Origin of the sequence: Pacificibacter marinus (assembly GCF_900109555.1) — a bacterium.
In the GTDB taxonomy this organism is placed as follows: Bacteria; Pseudomonadota; Alphaproteobacteria; order Rhodobacterales; family Rhodobacteraceae; genus Celeribacter; species Celeribacter marinus_C.
Window position 1 is genome coordinate 201,707 of sequence record NZ_FNZV01000002.1, and the last position, 16,280, is coordinate 217,986.

Below are 16,280 nucleotides of genomic sequence, written 5' to 3' on the forward strand. Positions count from 1 at the left end.
ACCCAGCCAGGGCACCGCAGCACTGGACGCGTCATAAGCTGAGTGTGACGGAATATGCGCCGCAGCTGCTTTGAAATATAGCGACTGAGGCGCATATTCTATGGCCTCTCAGAAAATTGTGCCGCTTCTCTTGCCTCGTGGTACAGGCGCGTTAAACCGTTTGCATGATTACAATTCGCGCATTCGATTTCCCTCTTTCTCAGGCCATAGCCCACGCGCAAGATTGCATAGGTGACGGTGATGCGTCGTGTGTTTTGGCGATGATAGGCAATGTCTCTGGCCCGTCGTTTCGCCCCCTTGGGGCAAGCATGTTTATAATGCAAGATGGCACCTGCTTTGGCGGGCTGTCGTCTGGATGTATTGACGGCGATGTGGCCCAGCACGCAGCGCATGTGCTCAAGGATAAGGTCCCACGCAAGCTGCGGTATGGTCAGGGGTCACCCTTTATGGATATTCAGCTGCCTTGTGGCGGAACTCTGGATATTTTTCTCGTGCCTATTCGCGACATCGGCCAATTGCGCGCGGTATCTCAAAGCATCACCGAACGGCAAGTCGTGACGCTTTCGATCGACATGGAACTTGGCGGGGTTTCAATCGTGCCGCATAGCGCTGATGATCAGAGTGCCCAAGATCAAAACATCCAGCTGCATATTCTACCCGACGCCCGTTTCGTTGTCTTGGGGGCAGGGGCCGAGGCCCGCGCCTTTGCAGGGATGGCGGCGTCTGCGGGGTATGACACGGCACTGCTATCGCCTGATACCGATACGCTGGCTGCGGGGCTGCGGGCCATTCCCGATTTGCGCACACGCCACATCACCCAAGCGGCCATTCCCAGTGACATTGCGATTGATGCCCATACTGCCGTGATCCTGTTTTTCCACAGCCACGATTGGGAGGCAGGCATTCTTTTGGATGTCCTCAAATCCCAAGCGTTCTATATCGGGGCACAGGGCAGTTTACGCACCGCGAATACGCGGATCGAAATACTTCGTGCCGCAGGTGTTGGTGACGCCGATCTTGCGCGCATCAAGGGGCCAATCGGTTTGATCCGCTCCACACGCGATCCCCGCACTTTGGCTGTGTCTGTCTTGGCCGAAGTCCTGTCCTTTAACGCCACACAAGGGCAGATTTGATGCGGGTCGGGCTTGTCCTTGCTGCGGGCCACTCACGACGCTTTGGGGTGGATGACAAATTACTGGCCCACTTGAATGGACGCCGGCTGTGTTCTTACGCTTTTGAAACTTTAAGCACGCTTGGGTTGGACGCAAGCCTTGCTTGTGTGCAAAGCGATCAAGTGGCCGAGATCGCTAATGCGGCAGGGATAGAGGTTTTGCACGTGCCAGAGGGGGCGCAGCAAAGCGATAGTATTCGTATAGGGGTGTGCGAGGCCAAGGCACGGGGCGCAACGCAGGTGCTTATCATGCTTGCGGATATGCCCTATGTGCCCGCCGCGCATATGGCCGCCTTGTTTGAAATGGCGCATACGATGGCTGCCGCCAGCCGTTTTGGCGATCAAACTTTACCGCCAGCGGTGTTTCCCGCATCTTATTTTGTTGAGCTTATGGCGCTTAAGGGCGATCAGGGCGCTGGGCGCGTGATCAAAGCATTGCCCGAAAAACAAATATTGTCTTTGCCTGCACATGCACTTTTGGACATCGATACCCTATGTGATCTACGGCTCGCCCACCGAACCTGATGGGATGTGATCGGCGTTTATCAGGCTGTGATGGTTTTTAAGAACGTTTCAACGGCGGCACTTGACCATTGTTCCGCATCGACATCCCGACACCCAGATTATCCGACACCTGCTTGCGCGTCAGCCATTGGTCAATGCTATCAAAGGAGAGGTCTCAAACCGTGAAAGGTTCAGTTTGAGACCTTTAGAGGGAAGCTATCGTCAACATGCGAGATGTCTGTAAACAACCGCACTTTACACTTTAGCTGTCAGCCAGTCCGGCAACCCCGTTGGGGCAATGCCGTTTACGGCGACATCGGCGCAGTTCTTGAGGCTGCCAAACCGCACATCGCGGCCCGTTAGACCTTTTGCATAATGAGAGTATTTGCCGGAGTTTGTCATCAACACTTTGGCGGTCGTGGAAAAGACCGGTTCAGTGATAGAGCACCAGCAAATATCAGGGTAAATATGAACGCCTGCGTCTTCTAGCTGCGCGACGAGACCTTCTTTCGTCGCCAGAGCAAGCGTGTTTCGCCCGACAGTCACAATGGTTTTTGTCCGCGGCGTACACGTGCGCCCTTTGAGCAGCTGAGCAAGTTTACGGCACTCAGTGAGTGACGCATGAGGGCTGCCAATTGCTATCAAATCCACATGATCATCGGCAGCATTAAAGGTGCCCCAAAGGTCAGCTAAATCTGTGATCGTGATGTCGAAATATGTGCTGTCGTCGCGCAGGGGCAGGTTGCCTTCTGGGGTGTGGCCGCGCACGTGTAACATCGGGGCTGCCGAGGTCGTGCCAAAGGCCGCACAAAGAGCTTTTAGATCATCTGGAGTGGGGGCTGCATGCTCCAGTCCGGTCAGTACAGGAATGCCATTTGGAGATTTAGCGCCTGCGAGCCAACCAAGCATTGGCCAAATAGCATCATCATAATTTTCAGGCAATTCAACGTGGACTTCACAGTGTGGGTGGCGGTTTTGTGTCAGGTAAACGCCGGTATTGGGCGCGCGGCCTGTCATGGCGATGAACAGATCGAGATAGTCAGGATGCTTTTGCGTGCGCGCCCCAAGCACCGAATTTGCATAAATGACAGCGTTGGATTCAGACCAGCCAATGGCTTCTTCTTCTGCAGGGATATCTTCGAGCAAATAAGGTGCACAGGTGAACGTGGCTTGCGCCCCCATGTTGACATAAGCATCGGCCAATCGGCTGGCTTTGGAGCCAAAAATCGGCACGACGCCTTGTGTGGTCCAGTTTTCACGATCTACGGAAATTGCGTTTATGGTTGTTGGAATGACCGTTTTCGCGCCCATTTCTTGCATTTTTTCAGCGAAATCCAAGTTGGCATCATGGGCCAAAATACATCCATCAATATGCGCACGCGAGACATCAATCAGGCTGGTTGCCCCTTGTGCAGCGGCCATCAAGCACAGAACGTCCATTGCAATTTTTTGCGCCTCTCCGCCCTCGCCTGCCTTCATGCGCTTATCGGCATCGGTTAACTGCAAAGAGTGCGCGCCGAGGGTGTGGAGTGCGATTGAGCGGTCACCAAAGAGGAGTTCTTCACCGCGCACTTGCGCTTCATCCGCCTGAGACAGGGCGTCATAGATGGGCGCGCCAAGGCGCAGAACTGCTACTGGGCGATCAAATAGAAGGCCTGCGATCAACGCGCCAAGCGTTAGGATATCTTCTTCTTCGCGAAAAACGAGAGCGGCGGGGGCCTGACCATTGCGCGCCAACTGCAACATGACACCGCTGCCACTGCACGAACCTCTGGATGTTGGCATTAAGACAATCTTGCCAGCAAGCGATGCGCCGTGATCGGGGTGGAGCGCGTCGATAATCTGGCCTGAATCAGGGTCCACACCGCCCCAAAAACTTAGCCCTTCTTTACAGGTCAAAACTTGGCCTCTGGCGTCACTTTTCACGAAAAGGACTGCGGTGGGTTCAATGTTGTTAATCATCTGTGGTCTTTCAGGCTGAATGGAAGAGGTCAATAATTAGGCATTAGGGCCATTACTGCCATGTAAGCTTGCTTAGAAATGGCGACTTTATGTCGTTTAAAGAAGCGCTTTTGCATGTCGCGGGAAGTTCTGGTTGATTTTTAGGCTGTGCGTCATGTATCCTGTATCCAATTAAGAAACAAAAAACAAGAAACAGAATCACCTCAACAGGGAATTGACATGAAAAAAACTATCCTTATCGCTCTTTCTGCAGCGGCCCTCTTTACCTCATCTATGGTCACGACAGCATCAGCGGATACGCTTGATGACGTGGTTGATCGCGGCGTTTTGCGCTGTGGCGTCGTTTTGGACTTTCCACCAATCGGTTACCGCGATGCTAACAACGAACCAGCAGGCTTTGACGTAGAGTATTGCGCCGATTTGGCTGCTGCTCTTGAAGTTGAACATGAAATTTTGCCACTGACATGGTCCGAGCGTCTTCCTGTGATCGTCACTGGTCGGGCTGATGTTGTGTTCGGTGGCACCTCTGACAGCTTGGCGCGTGCGCGGACTGTTGGTTTTTCAATCCCTTACGCGATCTACTATGCGCAAGGTGTTGTTGGTGTAGACACTGGCATCGAAACATTTGAAGACATGCGCGGCAAACGCGTTGCTGCAGCTGTTGGCACTGTGCCTGAGCAAGAGTGGCTCAAGATTGCTGCTGAATGGGGCGAAGAAGACAACTACCAAGGCTACCAGTCTGAGAACGAAGTGTTCTTGGCCGTGGCGCAAGGTAAAGCTGATATCGGTATCACCACCAACACAACCGTTCTGCCAATCACGCAGCAATACGACAACATCGTCGCTGGCCCACGTATGCCATGGACAACTGATTATACTTCTGTTGTTGGCAAACGCGAAGATGTGACATGGTTGAACTACCTCAACTTGTTTGTGACGCATCAAGTTCGCTCAGGTCGCTACCAAGAGCTTTGGGGCACATATGTTGGCGGCGACGCTCCTGAACTGCGTATTCCCGGCGTAATGTACTAAATCAACCTCCCAGCCCACGACGAATGTGGGCTGGGCGTTTTACCAGATGGGCTACATGTATGTTCGACTACAATTTCCATTGGCGACCCGTCATGAAAAACCTGCCGGACTTACTTGAAGCCGGTTTGACAACTCTTCAGATCGCCGTGTTGTCGATGGTCATTGGGATCGTCATAGGGTTGGCATTGGCTTTGATACGCATGCACATGCGCGGCCCTGCCAAGTGGTTTGCATCAACTTGGGTCGAATTGGCCCGCAACACGCCCGCCTTGTTCCAGCTCTTTTTCTTTGGCTTTGGCTTGGGCGCAATTGGGGTGCATTTGACCCCATATACGATCGTTCTTGCGGCCCTTAGCTTTAACTGTGCTGGGTATCTCGCTGAGAATTTTCGCGGTGGGTTTCAGGCCATACCGGATACGCAGCTTCGCGCGGCGCGGTCCTTGGGCATGACCGGGTGGCAAGCCTATTCGCGCATTATCATCCCTCAAGTGTTTCGGATCGTGTATCATCCGCTGACCAACCAAATGGTTTGGGCTGTGTTGATGTCATCGCTTGGAATGCTGGTCGGTTTTCGTGAACTGTCTGGTGAAACACAGGCGCTTGCCAGCCGCACTTACCGCATCTTTGAATACTTCGCGGTCACCGCGGTCATTTATTATGCCATCGTAAAATTCATACTGGGGGCCTCGCGTTTGCTGGCCGCCCGTCTGTTCAAGTACTAAGGGTAGACACATGGAACCGACGATAAGTTTCTTTTCTGGCCTGCAAATCAGCGATCTTTGGTACCTGATGGAAGCAGCATGGCGCACAGTGTTGATCTCAGCTTTGTCCATTACAATTGGGACCGTACTTGGGGTCGTTTTTGGTTGGATCTTGTATGAAGGCCGTTGGGCCGCAGCGCTTACACTCGGTCCCTTGTTGGATGTGTTTCGCTCTGTTCCGCTGATCATCCAACTTGTGCTATTTTATAACTTTGCGCCGATCATCGGATTGAACCTTGATCCGTTCTTTTCGGGTGTTGTCATCTTGGGCATTTATTGCGCGTCGCTCGTTGCGAATGTGGCCCGTGGCGGCATGGAAGCTGTGAGCCGCCCCATGCGCCGTGCCGCACGATCTTTGGGCATGAGCTATTGGCAAGACCTGCGCTATATTGTGCTGCCCATCGGGGGGCGTGCGGTTTTCCCGTCATGGGTGGGCGTGGCATTGGGTGTGATGAAAGACAGCGCTTTGGTGTCTGTCCTCGGCTACATTGAGCTTTTGAAAGCAAGTCAGATTTTGATCACACGCACACAAGAACCGTTATTGATCCTGACAATCGCTGGCGCATTCTACTTTGCGTTATCTTATCCAATTTCGCGCTACGCCGCGAGCATCGAGAAACGGTGGACCTCATGATTGAAATACGCGGATTAGAGAAGTACTTTGGAACTCTGCAAGTACTTAAAGGCATCGACCTGACTGTACCAAAGGGCGAAGTATTGTCCATCATTGGAGCGTCAGGGTCTGGCAAATCCACGTTGTTGTATTGTATCAATGCCCTTGAAGAAATTCAGGCTGGTTCGGTCAAAGTTGACGGAACAGACGTTCATGCCAAAGGCACAGACATCAACGCATTGCGGCAAAAACTAGGGATGGTGTTTCAACAATGGAACAGCTTTCCGCATCTGACAGCGCTTGAAAACGTGGCTTTGTCCCCTAGAATTGTTAAGGGCAAAACCAAAGCTGAAGCGCGCGACATTGCGGCCAAACAGTTGGAGCATGTCGGTCTCGCAGACAAGCTGGATGTGTATCCAAGCGCACTGTCGGGTGGGCAGCAACAGCGCCTTGCCATCGCGCGCGCTTTGGCTATGGAACCTGAATATATGCTGTTTGACGAAGCCACGTCAGCGCTCGACCCTGAGCTGGTCGGTGAGGTTTTAGATACCATGCGGCTGTTGGCAGAAGAGGGTATGACTATGATCTGCGTGACGCATGAAATGAATTTCGCGCGGGATGTGTCCGATCGGGTGGCGTTTTTCCACCAAGGTGTCATCGAAGAGATTGATAGTCCTGACAAAATTTTCGGTGCGCCGAAATCTGAGCATCTGCAAAAATTCCTGTCCAATATTAGATAAGCCCGAGATATGCGCAGCACAAAAGTGATCCATGTGGTGTCGTGCCACGCTGAAGGCGAAGTTGGCGATGTGATTGTTGGTGGCGTCCTCCCGCCTCCAGGCGAGACCCTTTGGGATCAACGCAACTGGATTGCACAAGACGATACGCTGCGCAATTTTGTCTTGAATGAACCGCGCGGTGGCGTTTTTCGACATGTGAATCTGCTCGTGCCGCCAAAGCATCCAGATGCACAGGCTGCGTGGATTATCATGGAACCTGAAGACACGCCGCCTATGTCGGGGTCAAACTCTATTTGTGTGTCCACGGTTTTGCTCGATACGGGCATCATCCCGATGGTGGAACCCATAACAGAAATGACGCTTGAAGCTCCGGGCGGGCTTGTTCATGTGCGCGCCCATTGCGCCAATGGCAAAGCAGAACGCATCGAGGTTGAAAACCTACCTTCATTTGCGGGGCTTTTGGGCGTCCCGCTTGAGATCGAAGGTTTGGGCACAATTCTTGTGGATACGGCCTTTGGCGGTGATAGTTTTGTTGTCGTTGATCCCAGTTCTCTGGGCCTGACGCTGGACGCAGACCATGCGCAAACCCTTGCACAGCTTGGCGTTGAAATCACCAACGCCGCGAATGAGCAATTGGTCTTTCATCACCCAACGCAACCTGACTGGCGGCATCATTCCTTTTGTCTGTTTGCGGGGGCTTTGACGCGCGATGCGTCCGGTCTGCGGGCTCAATCGGTGGTCTCAATTCAGCCGGGCAAACTTGATCGCAGTCCAACAGGCACAGCCGTGTCAGCCCGCATGGCACTCTTGCACGCCAAAGGTGAAATGAAGGTCGGAGATCGATTGACGGGTGTGTCGATTATCGGCTCAGAGTTTCACGGTGAAATCCTTGGGGAAACGACAGTCGGTACAACCCCTGCCATTCGTCCGCAAATTAGTGGACGTGGCTGGGTGACAGGAACGCATCAACATATGCTCGACCCAAGCGATCCGTGGCCCGAAGGTTACCGCATTGCAGACACTTGGCCACGTTATAAATAGGGCTTGATAGCGCGATCTTCACAGTGGGCCGCGGCTTATACCGTTTCATCCGCGCGTTTGGCGATCATCAATTCCAGCAGATTGTCTTTGGTGTGTGAAATATGGCGGGTCAATAAAGCACAGGCTTCATCCGTTTTCCCCGCTCGGGCAAGCGCAAGCAATTCTCGGTGCTCTTCTCGAGCTGGATCTAGTTGCTTCATAACGCTGAGGTGCATGCGCACATACCGATCCGATTGAAGGTTAATGCGCTGTAAAACATCGTTGGTCAGCCCTCTGCCGGCAGGGGCATAGAGTGCTGCGTGATATTTGAAATTCATCGCCCCCCATTTGCTGACATCGTCTGCATCATATGAGGCTTCCATCGCTTCTAGAATTTCTTCACAACGCTCGATCTGAGCGGCTGTCATTGCATGAATGGCACGGCGGAACAGATCCACCTCAATGAGAATACGAAGATCGAAAATTTCACCGATTTCGTCCAAGGAATGCTTGGTCACCATGGCGCCCTGATTATTTGTTAACTGCACCAAGCCTTCTGCATCGAGCCGTTTCAGCGCTTCACGCACAGGCATACGCGATACATCATACTCTTTTGCCAAAGCTTCTTGGCGGATGGTAAACCCTTCTGGCAATTCACCGTTCAAAATACGTTCCCGAATATCATTTGCGATCACATCAGGTAGGCTCTGTCGGGTTATTGCTCGTTTGCTGGACACTTTTAATTTCTCTTGTTGGTTGGTACTTTGGATACAGTTTATCGTAATATATTATTTTTCAATAATAATTTGCTAAATTTTGAAGCTAGAAAAACCTGTACAGGCATGTAAGGCTTGCGTATTCATTATCCAAATATTTGCTGTAAGTGGAAAAGTCAAATCATGAACAACACCGTCAAAATCCCTTTGAATGAAATACGTCCACTCGCGCGCGATGTGCTTGTCGGTGCCGGTTATGATGACGCCCATGCGGCCTCAATCGCTAAAATGTTGTATACATGCCAACTGGATGATTGCCAGTCGCATGGTTTGTTTCGGCTTTTTATGTGCATTCAGACAATTAAAGCGGGTAAAATTGATGGTGCAGCTGTGCCGGACATCACGCAAGCCGGAAAAGCCATCATCAAAGCCGATGCACACGGCGGCATGTCTTTATTGGCGATGGAAGCCGCCATTCCTCAGTTGATTGAAAAGACCCGTGAGTTTGGGATTGCTGCCATTGCGATCAATCGTTGTTTTCATTTTTCTGCTCTGTGGCCCGAGGTGGAACGCCTCTCGCAAGCGGGCTTGGCAGCGATGGCGATGGTTCCCAGCCATTCGTGGGTTGCGCCTGCTGGCGGGACACGGGGCACACTTGGCACCAATCCATTGGCTTTCAGTTGGCCGCGTAAAGACAAAACACCTTTTACTTTTGATTTTGCCACCAGCGCATTTGCACGCGGAGAAATCGAACTTTACAAACGAGCTGGCAAACCGCTGCCAGACGGTGTGGCCGTCGATCAAGATGGCAATCCGACAAATGATCCTGATGCTGCTATGGCAGGTGCGATGTTGACTTTTGGCGGTTACAAAGGGTCCGCCTTGTCCATTATGATTGAATTGATGGCAGGGCCACTGATTGACGATATGACCAGTCTCGAAAGCATGGAGTTTGCTCAAGGGCAGGGCGGCGCGCCCTATCATGGCGAAATTATTCTCGCCTTTGATCCGGCGCAATTTTCGGGCGGGAAAGTTGCTGAAAATGACGCACGCGCCGAACGCCTGTTTGCCGACATTATTGATCAAGGGGCGCGCTTGCCGTCACAGCGACGCTTTGCGGCACGTGCCCGCAACATTGAACGTGGGTATGTCGAAATCTCTGCTGATTTGTACGCCGATCTGCGGGCGCTATTGCCGTAATTCTACGATGTGGCCACAGACGGGACCCCAACTTAGCCCCGCCTGTGGTTTCCTATCTGTCAAAAACGTGTTGGCGCGTAGGGCGCGGTGGAAACAGCCGGGGTTTTACCGCAGATCAACGCAGCAACCAGCTCAGCCGTGCCAGCCGATTGGGTCAACCCTAAGTGGCCATGACCAAAGGCGTAAATCACTTTGGATGCACGCGGCGACGCGCCAATCACGGGCAAACTATCGGGCATGGAAGGGCGGAAGCCCATCCATTGCTTGCCATCGGCGGTGTTCAGGGTGGGAAGAAATTGCGCGGCTTTTTTCAGCAAAATCTCAGCGCGTTTGAAGTTCGGTGGTAATTTTAGCCCCCCAAGTTCAACCGCGCCGCCAATACGCACCCCACCGTTGATACGCGATGCGACGAACCCATGCCCGCCAAAAGTGAGTTGAGTGCGCAGATCAAATGCGCCCGCGGGCAAGGTCGTGTTGTATCCCCGCTCGGTTTCCAGTGGGATACGATCGCCAAGTGTGCGCGCCAGATGATGCGACCATGCACCTGCCGCGACGACGACCTGAGACGCTTTTAAGGGTCCGTTTGGTGTCATCAACTCAAAACCATCACCGCTTTGCTCAAGCGCCAAAACCTCGACGCGCTCAATCTCGCCGCCTCGGGTTTTGAAAGCTTGGGCCAAATGTTCGGCCCAACTGCGTGGATCAATCGTGTTCATCCAGTCAGGAGTGAAAGCTGCGTGCGTGAAACGGGGATCAAGGCCGGGTTGAATTTCGGCAATCTCTTCTGGGCTTTTCAAGTGTTCGAATGCTATGCCAAATGCGCGCCGCACCTCCCAAGACTTAAGGCTCGCGCGGAACTCCTGTTCGCCTTCATAGAGTTGCATCTGACCATCGCGCTGCATCAATGGCTCGCCATCCACATTTTTGATCTGGCGCTCTAGCGCAGTGCTCGAAAAGCCATTGAGGGTTGACTGTGCTGCAAGTGCGGCTTGGTATCGGTCCCGCCAACTTGCGCGCCAAAAGCGTAACATCCAAGGTGCTATTTTCACCGCATAAGCTGGTGGGACTGACAGTGGGCCAAGCGGATCTAGCAACCACTTGGGCGCTTTCAGCATAATACCTGGCGTGGCCAGCGGGACAATATCGGCAAATGCAAAAGCCCCAGCGCTGCCTGCCGAAGCTTCGTTGGCAACGCCAGAACGATCAAGCACACGGACTTTAAAGCCTTGGGTCTGTAGCTCCAATGCAATGCTGATACCGACAATGCCAGCGCCAACGATTGTGACGTGATTTTGTTCCATTAGAGCCCCACAAGCACGGATGGCAGCCATGTGACGACTGCAGGGAACAAAATGATCACGACAAGCACCAACATTTGCGCTCCGACGAAAGGCAACACACCGCGGTACATTTGGCCGTAAGTCATGCTTTTGGGGGCAATAGATCGCAGATAAAAGATCGATGGGGCCATAGGCGGTGTCAAATACGAGGTTTGGATCACGACCAAAACCATCATAGCAAACCAGATGGGATCAATACCCGCGCTTTTAACAATAGGCGCAAAGATCGGGATAAAGATCAAAACAATGGACACCCAATCCAGCACAAATCCGGCAAAGAAAACCACGGTCAAGAAAAAGGCGATGATGCCGACATTGCCGTATCCTATGGTTTCCACGGTGTCGCGCACCAAATTTCCGCCGCCTGTGACAGCAAAGATGCTTGTGAACATGGTGCCGCCCGCGATGATCAGCATGATCATGGAGGTGATGCGCAATGTGACACCGAGTGAATCCATGATTAATTTTAGGTTCAATTCACGAAACATCAACGTCAGCAACACAGTGCCCGCCGCGCCAACCGCAGCAGCTTCGGTCGCTGATGCGATGCCCGCCAACAATGAGCCAAGCACCATGACGATCAACGCCAACGGGGGTAGCATGGCGGTCATCGAAATTTTGATTTTTTCAGCAACGGGTGTCGTGCGTTCAGCCAAAGGCAAAGGCGGCGCATCGTTTGGGTGCATGATGCTGCGCACCAAAATATACCCAACAAAGAACACAACCATAAGCAATCCGGGTAAGATGGACGCCGCAAAAAGTTGACCGGTTGAGAGCTGTGCGATCGAGGCATAGACAACAACGATGACAGAGGGCGGAATGATGGTGCCCAATGATCCACCTGCACAAATCGTGCCGGCAATCAGATCATTTTTGTATCCAGCTTTCATCATTGGCGGAATGGCCATCATGCCAACGACGATTTCAACAGCGCCAACAACACCGGATGCAGCCGCGAAAATGGCGCACATCGCGATTGTGGACAGGGCCAAACCACCGGGCAGCCCCCCGAGCCAAAGTTGCAGGGCGTAGAACAGACGCTTGGCGATGCCTGAGCGTTCCAGCACCGCGCCCATGAAAATGAACAGCGGGATCGCTGCGAGCACAAAGTTTGACGCGGTGCTCAGCAACGGCCCATAGAGTTGTAAGAAAATCAGATCACCGAACACTGTGTAGCCAAAGGCAATCGCAATGATCATGAGGGAAAAGGCGACAGGCACGCCAATGAAAACCAGCACGAACAAGGTCGCGAACATAAGTAGAGGAATCATGGACTAGGTCTCCAAATCTTGAAGTTCGGTGTTGGTTTCGCCGGGGGTTTTCGTGCCAGACAAATAGTTGATCGCCTCAACGATGAATTGTAGGGAAAACGCGAATAGCCCGAGTGCGATGATCGAATAGAATGGCCAAACATGCGGTGCCCATGGGCTGACGCTTTCCAATTCGCCTGTCTTGAACGCTTTGAATGCTTTGTTTGCAGCCACGTTTGTAAAGGCAAAGCCGATGGGCGCCATAACGAGCAGATACACCAAGCCGTTCAGAATTTGTTGAACGCGGCGTGGAAATTTTTGCGACAAGAAATCAATGCGAACATGTGCATCTTCTTGCAAAGAATACGCAGCCCCAAGCAAGAAAATGGACCCGTTCAACATATAAGAAATGTCAAACGCCCAAAGGGTTGGGGCCCCAAAGGCATAACGTGCCACCACTTCATATAGCATTGCCGCGATCAGGCAAAAGATGGCCAAGCGGCCGAAAAAACCCAAAATTGCTGAAAACTGTTCACAGATGTTGCGTAGGAAAATCATTGCGGCCTCCATAAAAGATGGCCGACACACGCGGCCGACCATCTCAGATAGTTTGAGTTATTCAGCGGAATCGCGAACCAGATAGCCCGAGTTTTCAGCCCAATTTGTTTGGTATGCGAGGTAGCTGTCGAGAACGCCTTGCATGCGCGCATTGCCAGCGTCAGATTGCTCTGTGGCTTTCTTTTGTGCCCAGTTGCGGCCAGCTTGGCGAATTTTTTCAGACTCTTCTGGCAGCATTGTGACCAGTTCGACTTTTGTCTTGCGGAACTCAGCCATTGCTTTCACATCAGCATCGCCAAAACGTGTGAAACCCTCATACGTTGTGAGTTTGGCTGCGGCTGTGATCAACTCTTGAAGATCTGCTGGAAGCGCATCCCACGTTTCGTTTTTGACAAACACTTCCCACAAGAATGATGGCTGATGAACGCCAGGCATAATCATATAAGGCGCCACTTCGTGGAAGCCTTCAGTGATGTTCGCACCTGGAGTGGACCACTCAATTGCATCAACACCTTTGCGTTGCAAAAGAGAGTAGATTTCAGTGCCTGGAACCACGGTTGGAACGCCACCGAATTCCTCTTGCAGAACAGCCGCAAACGCGCCGGATGTGCGGAATTTCAAGCCTTTGAGGTCTTCGACTGTTTCGATTTTAACATTCGAGTGCGCCATGATTTCTGAGGTGCCGATGCCAACAACAAGGCTGTGCAGCCCCATGTCTTCGCTGCGGAAATCTTGCAACATTTTTTCGCCGCCGCCTTCATAGATCCAGTGCAGTGTTGCTTCTGGTGACATGCCGCCGGGGAAGCTGGCGAAAATGGCGTTGGTCGCATCTTGGTTCACCAAGTACGACGGTGTGGAGTGGCCAACTTCGATCACGCCATCTTGCACGACTTCGTAGGCTTTGAACGCAGGGGCCAAAACGCCAGCGCCAAAGGACTGGATATCGACACGGCCAGCTGTGATTGAGGAGACGTTCTTAACAAACCGTTCCATGAAATTCTGGTAGATGAATGACCCTTCGCCGACACCGGCAGTCATTTTCCAATCGACTTCAGCCGCGTGGGCTGGACTAAATGTGGTGGCTGCAAGCGCAGTTGCGGCGAGTATATTGAATATTTTCATTGGGTCCTCTGGACTGTTGGGGGTGTGTGGCATGCTCTTGAGTGAACTTGCCGTTTTATGGCTCGATTAAGTCGAACTCTGGTTTTTAGACGTTGCTTTGATGCCGTTTTTGAACGGATCGTTTGCATGAAACAGCAAGGTGCTTTCGGCCATGACAAAGGCCTGTCCTGTGATTTTTGGAATGACCCCGCCGTTCGGGCCCGGTTGATACGAAATTCGATAAGGGCTGCCGATCACGCTTTTCTGGACGATGTCTTGACCAGCCTCTAGCAAGCCATCAGCCGCTAGACAGGCCAATCGTGCTGAACTGGCCGTTCCGCAGGGTGATCTGTCATAGGCATCATCGGGGCACAGCACAAAGTTGCGGCTGTGAATGCCGTCTTCGGGCGATGGTTCTTGGAACACCACATGGTCAACAGGTTGCCCCGCATCACCGCCAATGCCTTGGGCAATTGTTGCCAAGCGAATGGCAATCGCAGCATCGGTGAGCGCACGAATATTATCGACCTCAATCGCAATCGGGCTTGGGTCAATGATGTAGAACCAGTTCCCACCGTACGCCACATCACCTGTAATCGTGCCCAGCCCGTCAACCTCGACTTGGGCAGCGCGGTGCGTGCGGCGGCTTTCGACATTTGTGATCGTCGCAGTATTCATATCGGTGAGGCAAATTTCGATAACACCAACAGGGGTTTCAATCTTGTGGGTGCCAATATCGATCCGACCAAGATGTGCCAGCGTGACAGCCAAACCAATGGTGCCATGACCGCACATTCCAAGCACGGCTTCAGAATCGAAATAGATGACGCCTGTGACGCAGCTTGGATCAACGGGTTCGACCAAAAGCGCCCCGACCATCGCGGTTTGCCCGCGTGGTTCTAAGATAACAGAATGGTAGAACTGTTTGTGCTGCGTCGCCAAGAGTTGCGCGCGCTTGGACAGTGGTCCCGACCCTAAATCAGGACCACCGTCAAGGATCACACGGGTGGGTTCCCCGCCTGTGTGACTGTCGATTACATGCATTCAGCAATGACTCCGCCAAGTTTGGACCAGTCCGCGAACCATGTGCGGAACAACGTGTATTGTTGTTCGCAATAGTTGCGCTGCGCATCAGTCAAAACATCAGTTTCATTGAAGTGCAGGCGGTATTCTTCGTCGCCGTTCAAAACAAGCAAGTGCTTGTAATAAAGAACCAAATCTGTGCCTTCATCAAAGCTGGACAGAACACCAATGGCTTCTTCCAATTCCAAAGCGCGTTTGCGGGCTTCGGCGTGACCAGTCGCTGCTTTTTGCGACAACGACGCAAGCAAGAGGGCTTCTTTTGGCAATGCAGTTCCAATACCTGTGATCGAACCTGTTGCGCCACAGTTGACGAAACCGTGGAACACTTCGGTGTCAACGCCGACCATCAATGTGACTTGGTCGTCTTGCGATGTGATGTGTTCAGCGGCGTAGCGCAGATCGTCTTTGCCGCCAAATTCTTTGAACCCAACCAAGTTTGAATGCTCTGCACGCAGAGCAAAAAACAAATCAGCCCGTGTGGAGAACCCGTAAACTGGGCTGTTGTAAATGACTGCAGCCACATCTGGCGCTGCGTTCAAGATCGATTTGAAGTGGTTCTTTTGCGCAATAGCTGATGAACCACGGGACAAAACACGCGGGATAACCATCAAGCCTGCCGCACCAACTTTTTGTGCATGAGCCGCAAGTGCCGTCGCAGATTTCGTGTTGATCGCGCCTGTGCCAACGACAACTGGGACGCCAGCTTTTACAAGCTTTTCGACACCTTCCATGCGCTGTTCATCGGACAGCAAAGGCCAATCGCCCATTGAACCACAGTAAACAACGGCGGACATACCTGCCGCGATCATTTCTTTGCCCTTTTTGACGAGCAGGTCAAAATCTGGTGTTCGATCGTCTTTGCACGGAGTCATAAGTGCTGGCATTGTGCCTGCAAAAATATTGGACATAGTCGTTTTCCTTATTTGCGAGAGGCCCAAATGGACCTTCGGCCTATCGATGCTCGCAGTTGTTGAACCGTGGAGCTGTGTTTTGAGGGCAGTTTTCTGGTCCTTACGCGTTCCATAATACTGCTTTAATCGACGTATATTGGATTCTGTATCCAAAAGCTAATGGGAATCTTCATCAGAGATATTATTTTTTGTCATCGCATGCTGATCTGCTTAAAATTGTCACTTTTCGACGTAGCCACAGAAGCTGGACGTCTTTGAGAAGATCGACGTTCTTTTGGTTGATATCTTCGTGGGCTCCAGACATTAGGCCATCGTTTG

General features: G+C 52.3%; 16 protein-coding genes. 8 read left to right on the top strand and 8 right to left on the bottom strand.

Going from position 1 to position 16,280, the window contains the following annotated elements:
• The first annotated feature begins 164 nt into the window (after positions 1 to 164).
• A complete protein-coding gene (locus BM025_RS04175; protein ID WP_085847779.1) occupies positions 165 to 1,133 on the top strand; it encodes an XdhC family protein in 969 nt (322 codons plus the stop codon).
• Positions 1,133 to 1,696, top strand: a complete 564-nt coding sequence (locus BM025_RS04180) for a nucleotidyltransferase family protein (RefSeq protein ID WP_085847778.1) — start codon at positions 1,133 to 1,135, stop codon at positions 1,694 to 1,696. Before BM025_RS04175 ends, BM025_RS04180 begins: the two co-directional genes overlap by 1 nt.
• A 234-nt stretch (positions 1,697 to 1,930) precedes the next feature.
• On the opposite strand, the gene lhpI is transcribed toward BM025_RS04180, so the two are convergent.
• Positions 1,931 to 3,637 (bottom strand): cis-3-hydroxy-L-proline dehydratase, encoded by a 1,707-nt coding sequence (gene lhpI, locus BM025_RS04185; protein ID WP_085847777.1) that lies wholly within the window; start codon positions 3,635 to 3,637, stop codon positions 1,931 to 1,933.
• Between the two features lie 219 nt (positions 3,638 to 3,856).
• Between lhpI and BM025_RS04190 the strand changes: the two genes are divergently transcribed.
• The 5 genes from BM025_RS04190 to BM025_RS04210 all read left to right on the top strand — a co-directional run bounded on the left by BM025_RS04190 (position 3,857) and on the right by BM025_RS04210 (position 7,824).
• Positions 3,857 to 4,669 (top strand): transporter substrate-binding domain-containing protein, encoded by an 813-nt coding sequence (locus tag BM025_RS04190; protein ID WP_085847776.1) that lies wholly within the window; start codon positions 3,857 to 3,859, stop codon positions 4,667 to 4,669.
• Between the two features lie 92 nt (positions 4,670 to 4,761).
• Positions 4,762 to 5,391, top strand: coding sequence for an amino acid ABC transporter permease (locus BM025_RS04195; RefSeq protein WP_244515444.1), 630 nt, complete (start codon positions 4,762 to 4,764; stop codon positions 5,389 to 5,391).
• Positions 5,392 to 5,401: 10 nt separating this feature from the next.
• Complete coding sequence (locus BM025_RS04200) at positions 5,402 to 6,064, top strand: amino acid ABC transporter permease (RefSeq protein WP_085847774.1); 663 nt, start codon at positions 5,402 to 5,404, stop codon at positions 6,062 to 6,064.
• On the top strand, positions 6,061 to 6,783 hold the full coding sequence (locus tag BM025_RS04205; RefSeq protein WP_085847773.1) for an amino acid ABC transporter ATP-binding protein: 723 nt from the start codon (positions 6,061 to 6,063) through the stop codon (positions 6,781 to 6,783). The genes BM025_RS04200 and BM025_RS04205 overlap by 4 nt, the downstream gene beginning before the upstream one ends.
• A gap of 9 nt (positions 6,784 to 6,792) precedes the next feature.
• Positions 6,793 to 7,824, top strand: a complete 1,032-nt coding sequence (locus BM025_RS04210) for a trans-3-hydroxy-L-proline dehydratase (protein ID WP_085847772.1) — start codon at positions 6,793 to 6,795, stop codon at positions 7,822 to 7,824.
• Between the two features lie 35 nt (positions 7,825 to 7,859).
• On the opposite strand, the gene BM025_RS04215 is transcribed toward BM025_RS04210, so the two are convergent.
• Positions 7,860 to 8,540, bottom strand: a complete 681-nt coding sequence (locus tag BM025_RS04215; RefSeq protein ID WP_085847771.1) for a GntR family transcriptional regulator — start codon at positions 8,538 to 8,540, stop codon at positions 7,860 to 7,862.
• Between the two features lie 162 nt (positions 8,541 to 8,702).
• On the opposite strand from BM025_RS04215, the gene BM025_RS04220 reads away from it, so the two are divergent.
• On the top strand, positions 8,703 to 9,719 hold the full coding sequence (locus BM025_RS04220) for an Ldh family oxidoreductase (protein ID WP_085847770.1): 1,017 nt from the start codon (positions 8,703 to 8,705) through the stop codon (positions 9,717 to 9,719).
• Positions 9,720 to 9,778: 59 nt separating this feature from the next.
• Here the strand turns inward: BM025_RS04220 and BM025_RS04225 are convergent, their stop codons facing one another.
• The 6 genes from BM025_RS04225 to BM025_RS04250 all read right to left on the bottom strand — a co-directional run bounded on the left by BM025_RS04225 (position 9,779) and on the right by BM025_RS04250 (position 15,959).
• Entirely contained in the window at positions 9,779 to 11,020 is a 1,242-nt protein-coding gene (locus BM025_RS04225) for an NAD(P)/FAD-dependent oxidoreductase (protein ID WP_085847769.1), read from the bottom strand.
• Positions 11,020 to 12,330, bottom strand: a complete 1,311-nt coding sequence (locus BM025_RS04230) for a TRAP transporter large permease (protein ID WP_085847768.1) — start codon at positions 12,328 to 12,330, stop codon at positions 11,020 to 11,022. The genes BM025_RS04225 and BM025_RS04230 overlap by 1 nt, the downstream gene beginning before the upstream one ends.
• 3 nt (positions 12,331 to 12,333) lie before the next feature.
• Complete coding sequence (locus tag BM025_RS04235) at positions 12,334 to 12,867, bottom strand: TRAP transporter small permease subunit (protein WP_085847767.1); 534 nt, start codon at positions 12,865 to 12,867, stop codon at positions 12,334 to 12,336.
• Between the two features lie 57 nt (positions 12,868 to 12,924).
• Complete coding sequence (gene dctP / locus BM025_RS04240) at positions 12,925 to 13,989, bottom strand: TRAP transporter substrate-binding protein DctP (protein ID WP_085847766.1); 1,065 nt, start codon at positions 13,987 to 13,989, stop codon at positions 12,925 to 12,927.
• A gap of 66 nt (positions 13,990 to 14,055) precedes the next feature.
• Positions 14,056 to 15,012, bottom strand: a complete 957-nt coding sequence (locus tag BM025_RS04245; protein WP_085847765.1) for a 4-hydroxyproline epimerase — start codon at positions 15,010 to 15,012, stop codon at positions 14,056 to 14,058.
• Positions 15,003 to 15,959: a dihydrodipicolinate synthase family protein gene (locus BM025_RS04250; protein WP_085847764.1), complete on the bottom strand. Its 957-nt coding sequence runs from the start codon at positions 15,957 to 15,959 to the stop codon at positions 15,003 to 15,005. The genes BM025_RS04245 and BM025_RS04250 overlap by 10 nt, the downstream gene beginning before the upstream one ends.
• Positions 15,960 to 16,280 lie beyond the last annotated feature (321 nt).